Source organism: Flavivirga jejuensis, from assembly GCF_030540765.1.
Lineage (GTDB): Bacteria > Bacteroidota > Bacteroidia > Flavobacteriales > Flavobacteriaceae > Flavivirga > Flavivirga jejuensis.
The window spans coordinates 1-19,140 of sequence record NZ_JAUOEL010000012.1; the positions used below are offsets into that span (position 1 = coordinate 1).

Below are 19,140 nucleotides of genomic sequence, written 5' to 3' on the forward strand. Positions count from 1 at the left end.
TCATCATCAATCTGTCTAATCTTTTTTGATAATTTTTGTAATGATTTTTTTGTATTGTGATTAGTTGACGATAGTATGATTAGAATTTTCCAAACACCCATAATAAATAGTTATCCGTTATTCGGAATCTAATTATTATCTAAATCGATATCAAATTTCGAGGGTTCTTTAAAGTAAGGAGTTCTGTCTTTTTTCTTTCATTTACATGTGTATATATTTGTGTCACCATTATAGAGCTATGCCCCAATAAGTGTTGAATATACCTTATGTCCGCATCCCCTTCTAACAATAAAGTAGCAAAGGAATGCCTAAATACATGAGGTGTAATGTTACGCTTAATTTGAGCTTCTTTAGCTATTTTTTTAACAAATAATCTCACTGATTGTTCTGACAATGGATTACCAAAACGGTTAATAAATAAATAGGATTGTTTTTTAATGGATTGTTTGAAATTGTCATAATTAGCTCTCAATGCATTTTGAGTTGCCTTATTAGTTATTGGAATTGTTCTCTCTTTATTCCCTTTACCTTGTATTTTAATTAAAGAAAAATCATGAGTAACGTTTGACCTTTTTAATGTACACAATTCAGACACTCTAACTCCTGAGGCTAATAAAAGTTCTATAACGGCTATGTTTCTAATAATTTCTTTGTAAGCATATGATTTTATATCAGAAATCCTATTTTTCGCTTTATAAAGGGTTTTTAAAATCTGCTCAATTTCTTTAACAGATAAAATTTTAGGCAATATCAAATCATCTTTAATTTTTATTCTAACTTTTCTAAAAGGATTATTTTCTATAATTTCTTCAAATTCTAAATAGGAAAAAAAGGTTTTTAACGTAGCTATTTTTCGTTTAATGGTCTTCCTTGCGAATTTAGATAAATATAAAAAATAGGACTTTAGTTCCTCCTTCCCAATATCTTTAGTATCATTGATATCGATAAAATTTTCAAATTGTCTTAAATCTGTTTCATAGGCTTTGATTGTTTTATCACTTAATTTCTTTTCTATTTTGCAATGGAAAATAAAGGTCAAAATGTGATTTTTCATCATTTAGGGAGTTTAATTATTGGGTTTAATTCAAATCCGCCTAAAGTACCTTTTATTTCTTAGTCTTGAATTGAAAAAAAATCTTTAGAGGTTATTGATAGTAAACACATGTTGGTTATTTGGGTTCCAGTAGGAAGCAATAGATCTGATAATGTTTTGGAGAAACATAAAACGTATAACTATCGTATATTAACATTCTTTATGCATATCAAAATTTTCATTATATTTTCTATTTCATGTAACATGAAATAGAAAATAAATGAAAAATGATTGAATTTTAGAAAATAAAAGACTTTTTTGAGAAACTTGAATTTGATGTTGAAATCAAAAAGCATCAAAACAAAAATGGACACTTATGTGATATTGTTGCAAACATTAACAAAGGGAAAGTATATGTAGATACTAGGGCAGAAATAAGACCAAGCAATACTTTCCATTTGTTGAATTATCTAAAAATCACATTCCGCTACTTGTTGTTGCTGATTATATTACACCAAATGCAAAAGAATCTCTAAAACAGAATAAGATTACAAGATTGGTGCAGTTAAATTTTCTTATAAAATAATAAATGTCTAAAACCGATTATTCTGACCTTTTTCTTATTTTAAATTGAGCAGGAATATCTTTTCTTCCGTGTAACACTCTTACAATTCTGATATGATTTAAAAAGACACGATAAAAAATGATATGTGAATTATATGGAAAACTTAATAAATCTTTTTTAATTTCATTTCGTTTTTTCCCTATTTCTGGATTCTCTTGAATTGATTTAAAGTAGGTTCTTAATCCTAATAAATAGTCTAGTGCTTTATCATTTCCAAAATGATGAATTCCACAATCAAACAGCTCATCAATATCCTCTTGGGTTTTTCTTGATAAAATATATTTATCCATTAATTTGCTTCTTCTTAGACTCAATTATTTCATCCATTGTCTTTGTGCTTTCTGCTCCTTCCCAGCCTTTCTCAATTTCTGCTCTTAAATCCTTAATAACTCTATGGCGATATATTTGATGCAATCTCAATGCGTCACGAACCAACTCACTAGCATTTTGAAAATCTCCAGATTCAATTTCATCTGAGATATAATCTTCTTGTTTTTTTGTTAAGCTTACATTCATTTTACTTATTTTATTGTTTACTCAAAAATAATAAATTTATCTATATTTAACAAATATGGATAACATTAAAGAAAAGAATCCTGAACTTGAAACACGATGGGGTGTTGAATCTGGAACTGCAATAATGACTAATCTAAATCCAGAAAGTATACCTTATTCACAAATCGACCAAAACAAGGCTTTATCAAAGATTACAGACTTGCATGCCTGTTGGAATGATTCGAGCATTATCCCTTTTGGCAATTTCTTGGGTAATGGTTTCAATACCTGGATATAAAACACCGAGCACGTCGTTCTTTTCTGGATATAAATAAACACCTCTTGTTAAACGTTCGATAAATCCCTCATTATTAAGTCGTAGTAATGCTTTTTTAGTATTTTCCATACTAAATTCCAGTTCATAATCTGAAGGCAGAATAATTTCTCCTTTGTTACGACTTTTAATTTTAGCACGTATTTTTTCTTTTACTGATTCCAACTACATCTATTTTGTCCCAAAAACACACTTTTTTTGGGACAAATATTAATTAAAAGAGTCAGATATAATGATTAAAAAAACAAATTCTGTACCCATTGTAAAAAAGAAAGGCTCCACATTTCGTGAAGCCCTATATTTACTAGTAGCGGGAACTGTTCTACGCCCTTTAATTTGGAATGAATTCAATTGAATTTAAAAACCTTGAAAATCCTATGTATATTAACTAATTCAAAATTCACTTCACTTTCAATTTTATCAAGATCGGATTCTTTTAAAAAAAATCGGGAAGATATCGGGAAAATATTTTGTATATTTGAGCATACTTTTAAAAATATGGCTAACGTAAAATTCTTAGTTAAATCTAAAAAGAATCCTGCAAGTGTCTATGCTCGATTCTATAAAGGAAAGGGCATAGATTTCACAAGCAATACAAACTATTTATTAAATCCTAAATATTGGTCAGAGAAACAACAAAGAGTTACTGTAGGAATTGAAACAAAAGCTCATGAACTTGACTTAACCAAAAAACTTAAAAACCTAAAAGAATTTATTATAGACTCATACAACTCTCACTATTCAGAAGGAGGCGTAATTGATAAAACATGGTTCGACAAGACAATATTAAAATTTAATAATAGACCTCAAGATGAATCTTCAAATCGTGAAATATACTTCATTCCATTTGTAGATAAATATATCGAAGAATCTAAAACAAGAATTAACCCCAATACTAATAAGGTAATTAGCACTAAAACAATTCAGAAATACCAAACCACTTTAAAAAGATTAAAAGAGTTTCAAGAAAAGGAACAAATAATTCTCAAAATTTGGGATATAAACTTAGCTTTTCACAGAACTTTTCTTTCCTTCTTAAAAATAGATGGGAACTATGGAGGAACTACAATTAGTAAATATCTAGACCAAATAAAAAATTTCTGTAGAGAAGCTAAAACTATGGGGCTGAAAGTTAGTCCAGAATTTGAACATAGAAGTTTTACCGCCAAAAGGGATAAGCCAATTGACGTTTACTTGAATGAATCTGAGATTAGTCAAATATTTAAAGCTGATTTCAAGAATAATGATAGGCTAAACAACACAAGACAACTCATGATTATTGGGCTTTGGTCTGGGCTGAGGATATCAGATTTAAAAAGAATTCATGACTTTAATATTAATGACAATGTTATTCAAATTGTAGACTCAGTAAAAACTGGGATCTTCATTAAGATTCCTATCCATAAGCATGTTAAGGCGGTAATAGCTGAAAACAAAGGGCAACTTCCAAGAATTATATCAGATGCTAAATTCAATAAATACATGAAAGAAGTATGTAAAGAAGTTGGTATCACTCAAATTGTCATGGGAAATAAAACAAATCCAAAAACCAAAAGGAAAGAAAAAGGTTATTATCCTAAATATAAATTAGTGTCTTCGCACACAAATCGTAGGTCGTTTGCGAGTAACCTTTATGGAAAGTTACCCAATCAAACTATAATGTCTATAACAGGTCATAAATCTGAGCAGCAGTTCATCAAATATGTAAAGACCACACAGGACGAACATGTAGCTATGGTTCAAGATCTCTGGGAGCAAAATTCTAAATAAAGCATAATTACCATGCCAAAAAAATTGGAAGTAAAATACACTAAATTATTTCTTAAACATGTCTCTCGAAATTTTACACATGATAAAAAAGGGAATGCTTTACATCCATTTGAATTTTTCGAAAAACTATTAAGCGAGGAAGGGTTCGAAGTAATTGAATTTAGAAATTTTGATAATGGATTTATTTTTTACAATAATTTACAAAAGCAAGCCGAACACTCATTTAATTGGTTTCAGTATGAGTATAGTCTAATTAAAGGTAGTAATGAATACCTTAATAAAATAGTAAACAAGTTATTGGGTTTTTATAAGCTTACCAGAACCTTTGACAAACAATATGAATTTAAGAAAGGATACTTTAACCTCATAGAAACCGTATTGAAAAATATTCTTGAAAAAATCTTTACTTCTTATCATTTAGACTTAAACAAAAGTAATCGCATTTATCTTTCAAAATGGTACTATTTAAAGGAACCTATCAATTCATTTAAGTTTTCAAAGTACCCAGAAGACAAAAGACTAAAAGAACTTTATGACAAATATTTAAAAACTTCCTTCATACACTATAATACGCCATTTGTTACATTCAAAGCTTTATTTGAAAACAGAACATTAGTCAATAAAATAAACTGGGTTGACCAAAAAACCACGCTTTACTTCTTTATTAAGTTGCTAAGACAACACAAAGTCATAAAAAATACTAAAAACAAGCATTGGATAATAGCTTCCGAATTTTTTCTTCTTAAAGGCGAAACCCTAATCCCAAAAGATTTCTTAAATCAAAAAGAACCCCAAACCAAGAAAAAAAGGGAACTACTGGAAAAATTCGTCCTAGCTTTAAAAATATAGGCTCTTAGTTTCTATTTATTTTTTCAAGGGTCATATTAACTAATTTAAAGTCTGCCATAATTTGCCATTTTCATTGACTTCTTAAAAATTATTTTTCTACACTTATAAACAAACTCTTAGTTTTAAATAAGAGTATTTTATTCTGTCTTTTTAAGCTTAATATTTGCCTTATCAATAATTAAAAAGTCAATATCATGGAAAAATTAATTTTAACACAAGTAACAGTAAATGAGCTGTTAGAATCTTTAATTAAAAATCTTTTACCTCGCCTGGAGAAGATTATATTATCAAGTAAAGAAGAAGGCATTAAAGAGTATTTAACTAGTGAGGAAGTTGCAGAACTGTGTAATATAAAATCACTAAGTACACTTTGGAATTGGAAAGAAAAAAATGTCTTAGTTCCAACAGCAAGGGCTGGCAGAAAACCACTTTATAAATATCAAGATGTAATTGATTATTTAGAAAACAAATCTATCGACCAATAAACCCCAATAAGTATGATAGATAATATAAAATTCAGTATAACTGACAAGGAAAGGTTAGAAATAGACCTTGAAAACAATAATTTAATTACTCTCAAGTCATCATTTGATAGAATTACTGGAGAAGCTAATGAATATCCTAAAATTGGGACATACAAAAATCTTCAAATTAGGATTACCCCAACCACCACCACAATAAAGGGAAGCATCCATAAGTATTATAATATAGTAAAGGGGAAAGGGAATCAAAACCATAGCGACTTTAGCTTTAAACAGTGGGAGTTTGCAATTAATCACCTATGTGAAAAGTTACAAATCAACAAAGAGAAGACTAAAATAACCAACTTAGAGTTTGGGTTTAATATTGAAGTGAACAGAAGTCCCAAATCTATAATTGACTATCAAATTCTCATGTACAACTTTCAAGACCATAATAGAAATCACAACTATAGAGGAAAGGGTAGTTATAAGGAATTTGAAAAAACAGATTATAGTATAAAAGTCTATGACAAATCTAAGCAGTATCTTCTTTTAGATAAAAGACTTTTAAGAATTGAACTAAAAATTGTTAACTCTAGATATTTAAAGAAAATAGGAATTGTCAACCTTAATCAATTTGGCAAAAGCACTTTTAAAACTCTTTTCAATTGCTTCTTAATCCATTTTAATAAACTAATGATAGTTGACTCTATTATGGCTCCAAAGGGCATTAGAGATGACCAAATGTTTTTATTTAAAATGTGTGTCAATCCAAATCATTGGAACAGTATCGACAATATTGAGAAGAAAGAGACCAAAAGAGAATTTATCAAATTAATTAAAAAGTATAATCATGACAAAACTCATTCCCTTTTAAGAGATATAATAATTAATAAATTTAAAATCCTTATGAGTTAAAAACCATAACAAAATGCTTAAATGTATTAAAATGTCAATAATAAGACTTAATACAAATAAATAAAGCTATATATAACTCTTATGCATCAGGAACGCTTTTAGCGTACCAACCTAGCACAAAAGCAAAGGTGGTTTAGAATGCGGACTTCGTCAAAAAAATGACTGCTTCATTGTATTTCTATTCCTGATGTTTTGCATTTATTTTTAATATATTTCTTTAGTAACTATATATATATTCTTATATTTATACAATTGAAATATTCTTCCCTATAGAATTTATAATAGCTATTACTCTGGGTTTTCCAGTATAATATTAACTTTTAATATAAGCTATTATGAAAATTGAATTTGAAATCACTAAAAGTGATGCTAAAATTATTGTTAAAGCACTTGAGTATGCAGCTTCTAAAGCAGGTAATCAAAGCTCTGTCAATGCAATTCAAAATGCCATTCAGGAAATAAAAGAAGATATACAGAATGGCATAAGAGTTTTAAAAAAATTAAAGTCAGAACTCAAAGGATATACAGATGGTAGTCCTATTTTAGAAACTTCTAAATTTAGAACTCAACTTGGCTTGTCGAATGCTTTTATCAAAAGTGACAATGGACTTATTGCCCTAATGAATTACATCCTAAAATCTTTTGTGAGCTTCTATAAACCTGGAGTAAAGCCCGACTTCATCAAAAAAACAAAAATAGACGATGCAAAAACAATAAAAGATTTAATCAATTTAATAATAAACAATTATGAAAGCTCTAATTAGTACAATTGTAATAAGTCTTTTGTTTATACCCTCTGTATTTTCACAAGTAACATTACGCCATAGTAATGACACTATAAGACTAAAACTTAATATTGGTAAAGCTTCAGATAACACATTCACCAAAAGTGAAGGAGCAGAAATAATTGGAACTTTTCCCAAAAATGATACTATAAAAAAAAGTTGGCAAACTAATGCGTATTTGGAGCTTGGAATCGTATCTGAGTCTAGTAAATGGAGTATTGGTTTAGTTGGTGAAATTCATAGAAACACACTCATTGAAAAAGAGCAAAATGTAAAACAATTTGGAGTCAACCTCGGAAAGATAATAATGTTTCGTGATAAAGTAACGAATGTATCAAACATGGAAATACCTCTCACTCTTTCCTTAAAAAAATCAAAAGATGAAATTAAAGACACTAATACTTTTCAAGGGATATTTGGATTAAGCATTAATAAATTTAAAGGTAGTAGTAGTTTGTTAAAAACACAAACTCAATTCCCTAGAATATCTTCATTTGTCGGGCAGTTAATTGGTTTTTCTCATAATCATAATATCGGTCTTGCTTACCTTGGTGGAGATGAAGATTTACTTCTGGGGCAGTTTGATTTTGAATTTAACACTTTCATATTACCATCATTGTCTGATAAATGGACAGATAGAACAGATTTTTTCAAAATTCAATATTTGTTCAAAGGCAGGACACGTTTTTCATCAGGCGAAACAAGCCTAGATTTAAACAATTATAGGTCTTTTCAAACAGGAATTAATTTATCCTTTAATAAAAAGAATTCTATTGAGTTAGCATACGCATGGATTAAAGGAGCTGCCCCCTTGAAGGGACTTGCTAACCAAAATTATGAAACATTAATTGCTAAAGTAAAAATCTCAATTGAATAGAATAACTTTTAAGCTAGCTTAAGAAAATTTATAAGGTACGCTAGAGTTAATTAATGTCCAAATAGCTCATAATATTCTTTGAAGCTAAATCCTTTTCATTATCATAAACAAGGAATAATAATATTTTAAATGCCAAATTACAAAGTTTCAAAAAAGGATTTAAAACGAATACAGAACAGTCTAAATAAATATGCAAGAAAATTTAAAGGACACCCTTTAAAAAGCTTTGGAAATAATATTAAAATTGAGACTCTACATAAGCATATAGGTTATGAATATGTTGTTCATTTCAATTATGAAAAAAGAACTGTTGTAAATAAAGTTAAGGCTACAAGAAAAAAGAAATTCCCTCCTCGTGAAATAACAAATACTTCACAGGTTGCTCCATGGTCTATTAAATTAAGAAAGCGGTATTTTAATATTAAAGCTATTAAGACAATTAAAGTACCTCGCAGTAGTTATCATAAAACATGTACAACATGCAGTGGCTCTAAAACTGTAACCTGTAATGATTGTAGAGGGCAAAGAAATTTTTCATGTTCTTCTTGTGGAGAAAAGGGTTATGTTAGATGCTCATGTATTGGAGGTAGAGAAACTTGTAGTAATTGTTCTTTTGGAAAAACTAACTGTAGAACTTGTGGAGGAAGTGGGCAGGATACAACAGGTCTTAAAGGTGTATATAGCACTTGCTATGGTTGCAATGGTAGTGGAAAGAAAACATGTTATTCGTGTGGAGGGACGACATCTGTAACTTGTCGAAATTGTTCAGGCACACAACAAAGAAGGTGCTACTCATGTGGAGGAAGCGGTAGAGTAAATTGTTCAGGATGTAGGGGTTCAGGATATAAAAAATGTTATTCTTGCAATGGTAAAGGAGGGTTCGAACATTATATTGGTTTAGAACAAAGTTTTAACAAAGATTCATACAGAGATTATTATATCCCAAGGACTCATATTTTAAAGACTGATAACGTAAGCCATAATAGTATAAAATCAGAAAACTTTGAAAAGGCTTTTCAAGCCCATGATTTCTTTAACCACATATCAATTAATATTAAATACCCTACAGAATCGATTAAGCGTATTTTACAAAGAATTAAAAACAACTGGCAAATAAGAACTTCTAAGCAAAAGTTAACAATTAACAGTTATTCACTTATAGAATTCACTTATTTCTTTGAAGGTAAATCATACATGTCATTTATTATTGGGAAAAGCAACACGTTATTTATTCATTCTTGTCCAATTTCTAAATATGCATTGAATCAACTTGAAGAGGTCAAGCGACAATTGAGATTTGAAAATTATTTTGAATCGTATAAAATATTAAAAAGAATAAATGGGCTACCCGATATTGAGGGCAAAGATGTTAAACATTTAGAAACGCTAATTAGACAAAGGTTAAAACTTAAGAAAGGTTACAAATATTATAAGCAAAAAATTAGAATTAAATTACATGGTAAAATTAAATAGTTTTAAACCTCCTTTTATTCATTATTTCAATACCAATTCTTTCTACCCCACCTTTCAAAAAATAAAATTCAAGATTTTATCTCAGACCCATTATTCTTTTTATTGATAAGTCGTGTTTGTAAAATAAATCTCCTGAACTAATTCTTCCCTGTTCGAAAGCCTTATATTTTTCGTAATGAAAGTATTTATTATATAGCCCCGATTTTAAGCTAATAAATATTCTCTGAATATTTGTATCAAAGCTATGACGAATACTGTCTACATAGAAGTAATCAGTCCCTACTTGTGCCTTTAAAAATGGAATTTCAATATTTTCTCCAACTCTAGGAATAAAAGGTAAGTTTCTACATTGAAAGTCCCCTCTATCGTATTCAAAATAATTTAAATCAAAGTAAATCTCTGTTTTGCTAAAATATTATTATAACCTTGGAAAAGCTTAAAAAAATCACAATCACCAGACTTAAGTGATTCTTCCATTGCTTGAAGCTCTGAAACACTCAATATGATTAGTGGTTTTATTGAATGCTGCTCGTTACTTAAATCAATTCCCTCTTCTTCCAATAGTTTTAAGAATCTTTGTTTCATAGCAAATGCTACATATGTAGAACTTAGGATAGGTTCATTTACTAGTAGAACAGGATAGAGATGAACTCTTTTATTTTCATTAAGTCCATCGTCACCTATACTCATTTTATATTCATGAAAGAACTTTATTGTCTTTGAAGATAGCTGACTAAGACCAAAATCCTTATAAAACTTTGGGAGATTTAAATTTCTGTAATCATCAACAGTGGCAACCAATTTATAACCTTGAACCATCGGAATATAATTACTCTTTGCTTCAATTAAAGCAATTTTATTTCCCTTTCGTAAATAAAAATCCGCATATTCAACTTCTGATTTCCTTCCCAGAGATACCTTCAAATCATCGGTAGATTTGTAAATATAATATGGGCTATTTTGAAGGCTATTAGTAAAAATTTCCTCAAGAAAAGGTTCGAAAAAAGTAGCTCCGATGAAATTCCCCCAGTCCGTCCTATTACAAACTTCGTTTTGCTTTAAATAATCAAACCAAAAATCATTCACAAAAAGAGAATACATCTTTTCAATAAAAAAAATATTGTCTAAAACAATATAACTTCTTATTTCATCATTACCAACATCTTCATTTATGTAAACAGGGCTTTTTTTCAAATCGAAAAAATCAAAAATGCGCAAATCGTCTTTAGCAGGAACTTCATATTCTTGTCGCTCACTTAGTTTATCCAATATGACTATTGCTTCTGTTTCAGAAATTAGAACATTTAAATAGTTTAAACCTAGATTTTCGTCATAGCTTTTAAAATAATTATACATCTGAAACTTAAAATAAGTATCAAGATTAGATGTCCCAAAATTATCATTTAAAAATACTTCCAAATGTTCCTTAAAAGCATCGGCATTTTTCAATGCGCTAAATAAAGACCATGATTTAAAAAAAACATTTAAAGGATTACTTGTTTCATAATACTGATTATGAGGTATTTCTTTAAACATGAAATATTCAAAAAAATCTTCTCCTAACTCTTCTGAAGTTCCTTCTTCATGAAACTGGTCAAAAAATAACAGGTTTTGATTTGAACATAAAAGAAACTTAAAAATTTGTTCTCGGTCTTCTGATGTATATTGTCTTTGCTCAATATTTGGAAAGTTATTATCTCCAATAATTTGTTGAAGAGCATATAAACATGTTACCCTTGTATATAAATTGAAATTAATTGCAAGCGAAGTATATCTTTGCATTAAATTAATAAAAAAACGAGATTTCGTTGGGTTAAGGTTTTCCAAGAAAAGAAATTCCGAACACTCAATTTGTTTTTCTCTGGAATCGTCAAAATGAGTTTGATATACTGGTTTTAATTTTGCATTGATTAGACTTATGGTAGTAATAATCTCTTTTTTTGGTAAATGACGTATAAAGTCTAAAGGTTCTTCTGGAGGTGCTTCACCATAAAAGTCGCTATATTTTACTGGAGAACCAATCATTAGTTATGTTGCGTTTTCTTATCCCATCCCAAATCTTTAATAAGAGTAATCATAGCGAAAGTTTCGGGTTTAGTAAACTTATCTGCCTTGGTTTTATATGCACCTTGTTTAATCTCCCATTCCTCTAAATATTTGTAAACAACATTGCCTATTAGAGACTTGGTGTCTTTTATAGCTCTCCAAACGGTATTTAACAGTTCTATACGGTCTGTAGACCCCTTTATTAAGTCGTTTTGGTACACTCTCAGTAATTCATCAATAGATTCTATAAATGATGCGTTTTCGGGCTTATTTAAAGCATTTAAAACCTCTTGTTGCTTATTGTTTTTAACCTCATAAATTTCTCCAACTTCTGTTTTAACTTTACGTAAATAAGGATTATTATCTAAATCATTTGAAAGTTGGTATGAAAACTCTCCATGGTGGGATTTCTCAAATGTATATGGTATATCTACACCAAATATATTCTTAAGATTAGCTGATGTTTTTTGAGCATAAACTTTACCACGTCCAGAACCTAATCCTAGTTCTGTTTTTTGGATAATCATGGCTTGTTGGAGGTTTGCTACTTCTGCAAATGTTTCTAAATCTGGAAATAAAACTTCTACTACATCTTCACTATTTTCCTTTTGCTTAGGATTAAACACCTCCTGTAATACTGCTTGCATCAATTGTTCTGCTTGAAGCTTGCTTTCCTCCACTTGTTTTTCTAATTGGTCGCAGTAGGACATCAACTCATTCACTTTTGAGACAATAATTTTTTGTTCCTCATGAGGAGGGAGGCAAAAAATCACATCACGTATAGTTCCCATTGATAAACTAGGTTGAGCAGTAGCCTTAATATGTTTAAAAAGTTCTGAACGTCCTATAGGTGATTGCAAATAGTATTGTAGATAATCAATTTCTATTTTTTGGCTCAAATTATTAAACGGCTCAAGTTTTGCAACATTTGGAGCTAAGTGCCATCTTTCTTTTTTCTTGAATATAGCAACATCTCCAATACCTGCTCCTATGAATGTGATTAGTAATGATTCTTTTACCAATTCACAACGATGTAGAAGTTTTGAAGTTTCTAAGTCAATATACTTTAGATTAGTTTCGTCAATACGGTTAGGTTTAACATTTTGAGCACGAATTACAGGCACCTCCCCTTCGTCTTTCAAGTTTATGTATTTCGTGTATTCAAAACCAGCTAGTTTAGTTACAAACCCTATATCTACTGCTTTTATAAGCTCCCATGAACTAGGGAAGTCTACTTTATACTCGTCTTCGGAAATAATTCCGTTTTCTTTAGTTTTCTTTAATTTTTTCTCGGCAATAAGTAGCTCCTTCTCCTTTTTAATTCGCTTTATCAATTCGGTAGCAGATTCTAGTTCTATATTGGAATTCTTTTGTCTCCATTCAGCTGTTAATTTTCCTTGAACTGTGTCTTTTAGAATACTTTGTCGTAGCTTTGAAATTAACTTTTTGTTATTTTCTAATAGGTTTCTCCCAATATTTAAGTCTGTTACTATATCATTTAAATTATTTACTATTTCTCTTTGTACCCTAATAGAAGGCAATAATATTTCTACATTTTCAAATTGTTTTGGATGTAAAGTTCTTCTCCTCATATTCGTACCAGATGATGCACTTCCAACTTCCTTCCATACATTAGATATTTTAAAATAGTAATCCAAAAACTCAGGTATTAACAGTTGTTCATTTGTTGTGTATGACACAAAAGCACCAGACATAACTGTATTATGAGCTTCTTCTGGGGCAATGGTAAATGCACCTTCCCAAGCCATAATTTTACTGTAAATAAAATCTCCTTTAAAAATCCGCTGAATCCTTTTTAATTTGAATGTATCTCCTTTAACAGACTCTCTTATTAAAATTCCTTTTGAAAATGAATAAATACCTGAAAACACATAATCCTTTTCTGGGCAACGTTCTTCAAATCGGTCATTCCTTGTAAGGACTGAAGATAGTTTAGTGTTTTTCCAATTACCCATCTTTCAAGCTTGCTTTGATTTTCATCATTAATTCATTAACAACATTATTCCCTTCTACTATAGAATTGATAATTTCGCCAGAATTTAACTGTTCATTCTCTGAATTAGATTTAGGATGGTTTATATCAAGATTAAAATCATTTAAGATAATCTCATTGATTGAAACTTTCCAAGCATTTTCATTTTCTACTCTATTGTTCCACCAGTCTTTTTCTAACTTAAATTCGGAAGCTTTAATTGGTCTTGTTTTACTATAGCTCTTTTGACCATTGGGGTATGGATGATTAAAATACCATGTTTCTTTAGTAGGCATTCCTTTATCAAAAAATAAAAGATTGGTCTTTATCTGAGTGTATGGATTGAATACTCCATTTGGAAGTCTAACTACAGTGTGTAAATTACATTTACTAAGCAATTCCTCTTTAAGTCTTGTCTTAACTCCATCACCAAATAAAGTGCCATCTGGCAACACAACAGCACAACGCCCCCCATCTTTTAGTAACTTAATGATTAAAGCTAAAAACAAGTCAGCCGTTTCTTTCGTTCTGAATTTTTGAGGAAAGTTATTTTCTGTACCATCTTCCTCAGTACCACCAAAAGGAGGGTTCATCAGGATAACGTTCACACGGTCTTTTTTCCCCCAATCGCTATAGGGCATTGTTAACATGTTATCACGCCTTACGGCAGGCAAATCAAAGCCGTGAAGCATTAAATTAGTGGTACATAACAAATGAGGTAAGGGTTTCTTTTCAATACCTCTAATAGACTTCTGTAAAATATCTCTTTCCTGAGGTGTATTCACTTGCTTGCGTACATGTTCGATACTACAAGTTAAAAAACCTCCTGTACCACTTGCCATGTCTAAAATAGTTTCCCCTAACTGAGGATTCACCATATCAACCATGAACTGTGTAACTGCTCTAGGTGTATAATACTCACCCGAAGAACCTGCACTTTGCAATCCCTTTAAAATAGTCTCATACAAATCATTAAAAACATGACGGTCTTTACTATTATTAAAATCTATTTTATTAATAATATTTATAACTTGACGAAACAGTGTTCCATTTTTCATATAGTTATAAGTATCTTCAAAAACAGAACGGATAATTTTAGCCTGTGGACTTTGAATATTCAAATCCTTAAGAGTTGGGAATAAATCATTATTGATGAATTCCATTAAAGCATCTCCAGTTAGCCCTTCATCGTCACTTGCCCATGAATCCCATTTTAAACGCTCTGGAATAGGGCTTTTGTAGTCTTCTACCGTTAACTCCCACTCCTCCTCTTTATCAGCAAAAATCTTCAAAAAAAGCATCCATACCATTTGGGATATACGCTGTGCATCACCATCTACACCTGCATCTTTACGCATGATGTCTCTTATGGATTTTATATTTGTCGTTATTTGTGTCATTAATTTAATATTGTTTCTAAGCTTTTATATTGAACAATTGGCTCAGGAAATCCATCTTTATGAGTAATATTATAATAAAAAACGAAACATTTTTTGTTAAACAAACTACTACTAAAAGAATCCTTTAATAATTTCTCAAATTCTTCAATGTCTTTATTTGCAGCTATAAATATTCCATTTTGAAAATTTAGTTGCTCGATGTAGTTTAGTAACTTCAAAATATCAACAACGTCATTAAAATCAGAATACCTCCCTGTTTTAATTTCAACAATTGATTTTTGCCAATTAAACTCTCTATTATTCTGTGCCTTGTGCAAAACTAAATCAGGTTGAACATTAAATGTCCTACCTATTCTTCCTAATACATATGAATCAAAACCTTTATATTGGTGTTGATTTAATTCCAAAGTTCTATCTATTTTACTAATTTCTCCATTAAGCTGAAGTCCACTATATTTTTGTTCATCCGACTCCATTTTTAATCTTATTTGATGATATAATTCGTACGCAAACACTCTTTCTATTTCTTGTTCCTCTCCCTCCATATGATATTTCCACTTAGAGTATTTTGCATCCACCTTTTGCATGGCTTCATATATTTGATATGAAAATTCGTTAAGCACTAGTGTATATCTCATTTTCTAGCTCTTCAATCGCTCTATCAAAATCTTTTTTCTTTCCAAAAGCACGAACTAATTCTACTGGTGAACCCATATCAATTAAAGGTTTTACTTTAAGTACACTATTATTCTCAATTGCCATCACTCCTTCATTTTCATATTTCTCAAGCAGCTTTTCAATTACTTCCTTAGCCTGTTTTCCGTATTTCCCAAAATAGTTTCTCTTTCGTACATTATTTGCTCGTTCTTTTCTGGTTAAAGCTGACTGGTCAAATGCAACATGGCATATTAAATCAAAGACATCCATATCCCTTCCAACTTCTTCCTTTAATGCCTCGTATAAAATTCCTTGCTCAGCTAATTCTTCTAATAATTCTGATTTTTTAGGAGTAGCCCTCCATTTTACAATAAAATCATCAAGTGAAGCAAAATTAGCTTTAACATTCTCCTTGGTGTAATCTTTGAGAGATTCTGTTATGAGCTTACCATCTTTTCCATAATACTGCACACGTTCATTAGCAACTTCAACTTTGATATTGTTTACATAATATTTCCTAGGTTCTGAATCTCCATCTACAATAGTAATGTCTGGAATTGTTCCTTCTGGATAATCTGGCTCATCATCAGTAGGTAACCATTCGTCACCATCAATAATAATTGTATCATCTTCTTCATCTGGCGGGATTACTGTATCCTCAGGTTCAGGCTCATATATTTGAACTGGGTCTCCATCAAAATCTGGGTCAGCAAAATGGTTTGTAGCTTTCCTAAAATCCATGATTGTAAAATAGACTTTCCCATCATCCTCACGAATACGAGTGCCACGCCCAACAATTTGTTTAAATTCAGTCATGGAATTTATATTAGATTCCAGAACTATACATTTAACCATCTTCGTGTCAATTCCTGTTGTAAGCATTTTAGATGTTGTTGCAATTACAGGAAACCTCTCTTCCACATCTGTAAAATTATCAAGCTCTTGCTTTCCAACTTCATCATCTCCTGTAATTTTAACGACATATAATGGATGTTTTGATACAATATCAGCATTCTCATTTATAAGCGCTATACGCATGCGATTTGCATGGTCTATATCGGTACAAAAAACAATAGTTTTAGCATAACGGTCTGTCCCTTTTAAATATTCAGTAATTTTTTTGGCTACAAGTTCTGTACGCTCATCTATTGCTAGTGTTCGGTCATAGTCCTTAAGGTTATATATACGGTCTTCAACTTCATACCCATATTTATCAACTAAACCTCTTGTAGGTCTCCAACCTTCATCAACTGTTGTTGATATTCGCACTACTTTGTATGGTGCTAAAAAGCCATCTTCTATACCTTGCTTTAATGAATATGTGTAAACTGGTTCTCCGAAATACGCAATATTAGAAACATCTTTCGTTTCCTTTGGCGTTGCTGTTAAACCTACTTGAGTTGCATTACTAAAATAATCAAGAACATCTCTCCAAGCCGAAGCTTCAGAAGCACTGCCTCGATGACACTCATCAATTATTACTAAATCGAAAAAATCTCTTGAAAATTCCTTATATACATTTTTTTCCTCTTCCGTTCCAGTCAATCCTTGATAAAGGGCAAAATATATTTGATATGATTTATCAATCTTTCGATTTTTAATAATATGCATGATTTCATTACCAAAAGGTTTAAAATCTCCATTCTTAGTTTGTGTTAATAATGCATTTCTATCAGCTAGAAATAATACACGTTGAAAACGTTTTGATTTCCATAACCTCCAAATAATATTAAAAGCGGTATATGTTTTTCCTGTACCAGTTGCCATTACCAATAACAACCTACTTTGACCTTTTGCAATTGATTCAATTGTCCTATTTACAGCATTTTGCTGATAATATCGAGGAGACATTCCTCTCTCATCAATATAGTAATCTTGTTCTACTAGTGCTCTAGATTCCTCTTCTTTGAGTCCCTTATATTCTAAATATCGCTCCCATAATTCTACTGGAGAAGGAAATGCATCCAATGAAAGCTCAGTTTCAATTTTACCTTCTTTTATGGTTTTATCATGAAACACAAAACTATCACCGTTTGAAGTAAACACAAAAGGTATATCAAGTATTTCTGCATACTCTAAAGCTTGTTGCATTCCATGTCCTACAGGCTGATTATTGTCTTTAGCTTCGACAATAGCAATTGGTTGACTTGGTTTATGGTAAAGTATGTAGTCTGCTCTTTTACGTTTACCCCTTGTATATAACTTACCTTGAACAATTATACGTCCATCAGTAAAAGAAACCTCTCTGCGCAATTGAGTAGTTTCATCCCATCCTGCTTGTTTTATTGCAGGAGTTATAAACTTGGCGCATATATCTGATTCGGATAAAGTTTTCTTATTCAAATTGCATCTAGGTTAACATTCTAAAGAGAGAGATTCAAATATAAGGAAAAGTAAACTGTTTGGTGTTTATAAGTGCCATTCTATTTGAGGTAAAATAATTAAAATTTTATTTTTTTTCACAATCATGTCTATCGAAAGAACAAGCTACCCTTTAATAAAGCCCCCCCATGTAATTTCAGTTTTCGTATGCACCCCTATTTTAAACTCCTAAAATTTCGATTATTTACAAACCAAATATTGCGTTTTACTAAAACTCAAATTTACAGACCTTGATTGGTTTATTCATTTCCGTAAAGCATCTTGTATTCCTTACTGAAATTTAGCAAAATGAACGCACACTCAGAATGTCGGGAAAATATCGGGTATAAAAAAAGTCAATTATCTGATAAACAAATAATTGACTCTTAATATAGTAGCAGGAACTTTTGACTCGAACCAGTGACCTTCGAATTATGAGCCCAGCGAAAAACACATCAAATCCTATCAAATTTAACATCAATTGCTAAAGTTTTCTTAAAAGGGGCTAATTCGGAGTCACTAAAATTTGAGGAAGCTTTTATACCTTATTAAACCTAGAAAAAATAATTTTTGGATAGTTCCTTCCAAACAATTCACAACACACTCTCTATATGTATCTATCCGAGTGAATGTGGTAACTCCAATATCCATTCCTGCTCATTAAATACACAGAAAACAGCCATTTCATGTTTTCATCAGATTAACACACACAAGTAATTAGCATTTTTGTGCATGAAAATTGAATACACACAAGAAAACCCGTATTATTGTGCATGAAAAACTAATACGCACAATAAAATAATATTTTGTCTATACAAAAGATATAGTTCAATGGATGAATTTGTAATGGATATGTTACCTCCTAAATATGTATAGGTGTTTGAAGGTCGCTTTATCCTTTTAACTATCCATTCCATTAATAAAATTTACTACTTTATTTAAGAGTCTATCACCAATAGCTTTGGGCTTCGTTTAAATTCTCTGATATGTATATACTTTTACCATTACCTTTTATGTTGCAATAAACCCTAAAAAAACGGGGTCTGTTGTTACGTGAATGGTA

At 30.5% G+C, this 19,140-nt stretch carries 16 protein-coding genes and 1 riboswitch; of the genes, 7 read left to right on the top strand and 9 right to left on the bottom strand.

Annotated features, from left to right (window positions below; all coding sequences use genetic code 11):
• Nucleotides 1–139 precede the first annotated feature (139 nt).
• From Q4Q40_RS22985 to Q4Q40_RS23000, 4 genes are all read right to left on the bottom strand, one after another.
• Entirely contained in the window at nt 140–1,054 is a 915-nt protein-coding gene (locus tag Q4Q40_RS22985; RefSeq protein WP_303304406.1) for a tyrosine-type recombinase/integrase, read from the bottom strand.
• A gap of 582 nt (nt 1,055–1,636) precedes the next feature.
• Nucleotides 1,637–1,948 carry a type II toxin-antitoxin system RelE/ParE family toxin gene (locus Q4Q40_RS22990; protein WP_303304407.1) on the bottom strand — a complete coding sequence of 104 codons (312 nt, stop codon included), beginning with the start codon at nt 1,946–1,948 and terminating at the stop codon, nt 1,637–1,639.
• Nucleotides 1,941–2,174 (bottom strand): type II toxin-antitoxin system ParD family antitoxin, encoded by a 234-nt coding sequence (locus Q4Q40_RS22995; protein ID WP_303304408.1) that lies wholly within the window; start codon nt 2,172–2,174, stop codon nt 1,941–1,943. The genes Q4Q40_RS22990 and Q4Q40_RS22995 overlap by 8 nt, the downstream gene beginning before the upstream one ends.
• Nucleotides 2,175–2,358: 184 nt before the next feature.
• Nucleotides 2,359–2,652 carry a DUF6088 family protein gene (locus Q4Q40_RS23000; RefSeq protein ID WP_303304409.1) on the bottom strand — a complete coding sequence of 98 codons (294 nt, stop codon included), beginning with the start codon at nt 2,650–2,652 and terminating at the stop codon, nt 2,359–2,361.
• A 186-nt stretch (nt 2,653–2,838) separates the two neighbouring features.
• Between Q4Q40_RS23000 and Q4Q40_RS23005 the strand changes: the two genes are divergently transcribed.
• From Q4Q40_RS23005 to Q4Q40_RS23035, 7 genes are all read left to right on the top strand, one after another.
• Entirely contained in the window at nt 2,839–4,257 is a 1,419-nt protein-coding gene (locus tag Q4Q40_RS23005) for a tyrosine-type recombinase/integrase (protein WP_303304410.1), read from the top strand.
• Nucleotides 4,258–4,269: 12 nt separating this feature from the next.
• Nucleotides 4,270–5,106: a hypothetical protein gene (locus Q4Q40_RS23010; RefSeq protein WP_303304411.1), complete on the top strand. Its 837-nt coding sequence runs from the start codon at nt 4,270–4,272 to the stop codon at nt 5,104–5,106.
• A gap of 194 nt (nt 5,107–5,300) precedes the next feature.
• Nucleotides 5,301–5,591 (top strand): helix-turn-helix domain-containing protein, encoded by a 291-nt coding sequence (locus Q4Q40_RS23015; RefSeq protein ID WP_303304412.1) that lies wholly within the window; start codon nt 5,301–5,303, stop codon nt 5,589–5,591.
• 12 nt (nt 5,592–5,603) lie between these two features.
• On the top strand, nt 5,604–6,485 hold the full coding sequence (locus tag Q4Q40_RS23020) for a hypothetical protein (RefSeq protein WP_303304413.1): 882 nt from the start codon (nt 5,604–5,606) through the stop codon (nt 6,483–6,485).
• 78 nt (nt 6,486–6,563) lie between these two features.
• Nucleotides 6,564–6,653: riboswitch (SAM-I-IV-variant riboswitch) on the top strand.
• Between the two features lie 167 nt (nt 6,654–6,820).
• Complete coding sequence (locus Q4Q40_RS23025; protein WP_303304414.1) at nt 6,821–7,249, top strand: hypothetical protein; 429 nt, start codon at nt 6,821–6,823, stop codon at nt 7,247–7,249.
• A complete protein-coding gene (locus tag Q4Q40_RS23030) occupies nt 7,233–8,147 on the top strand; it encodes a hypothetical protein (RefSeq protein ID WP_303304415.1) in 915 nt (304 codons plus the stop codon). The genes Q4Q40_RS23025 and Q4Q40_RS23030 overlap by 17 nt, the downstream gene beginning before the upstream one ends.
• Before the next feature lie 129 nt (nt 8,148–8,276).
• Nucleotides 8,277–9,620, top strand: a complete 1,344-nt coding sequence (locus Q4Q40_RS23035) for a hypothetical protein (RefSeq protein WP_303304416.1) — start codon at nt 8,277–8,279, stop codon at nt 9,618–9,620.
• A gap of 381 nt (nt 9,621–10,001) precedes the next feature.
• Here the strand turns inward: Q4Q40_RS23035 and Q4Q40_RS23040 are convergent, their stop codons facing one another.
• From Q4Q40_RS23040 to hsdR, 5 genes are read right to left on the bottom strand one after another with little or no spacing between them, the layout of a single operon-like run.
• Complete coding sequence (locus Q4Q40_RS23040) at nt 10,002–11,645, bottom strand: hypothetical protein (RefSeq protein WP_303304417.1); 1,644 nt, start codon at nt 11,643–11,645, stop codon at nt 10,002–10,004.
• Entirely contained in the window at nt 11,645–13,642 is a 1,998-nt protein-coding gene (locus Q4Q40_RS23045) for a restriction endonuclease subunit S (RefSeq protein WP_303304418.1), read from the bottom strand. The genes Q4Q40_RS23040 and Q4Q40_RS23045 overlap by 1 nt, the downstream gene beginning before the upstream one ends.
• Entirely contained in the window at nt 13,635–15,059 is a 1,425-nt protein-coding gene (locus tag Q4Q40_RS23050; protein WP_303304419.1) for a type I restriction-modification system subunit M, read from the bottom strand. Before Q4Q40_RS23050 ends, Q4Q40_RS23045 begins: the two co-directional genes overlap by 8 nt.
• Nucleotides 15,059–15,697, bottom strand: a complete 639-nt coding sequence (locus tag Q4Q40_RS23055; protein ID WP_303304420.1) for a hypothetical protein — start codon at nt 15,695–15,697, stop codon at nt 15,059–15,061. The genes Q4Q40_RS23050 and Q4Q40_RS23055 overlap by 1 nt, the downstream gene beginning before the upstream one ends.
• Entirely contained in the window at nt 15,675–18,059 is a 2,385-nt protein-coding gene (gene hsdR / locus Q4Q40_RS23060) for an EcoAI/FtnUII family type I restriction enzme subunit R (protein WP_303304421.1), read from the bottom strand. Before hsdR ends, Q4Q40_RS23055 begins: the two co-directional genes overlap by 23 nt.
• Between the last annotated feature and the right edge of the window lie 1,081 nt (nt 18,060–19,140).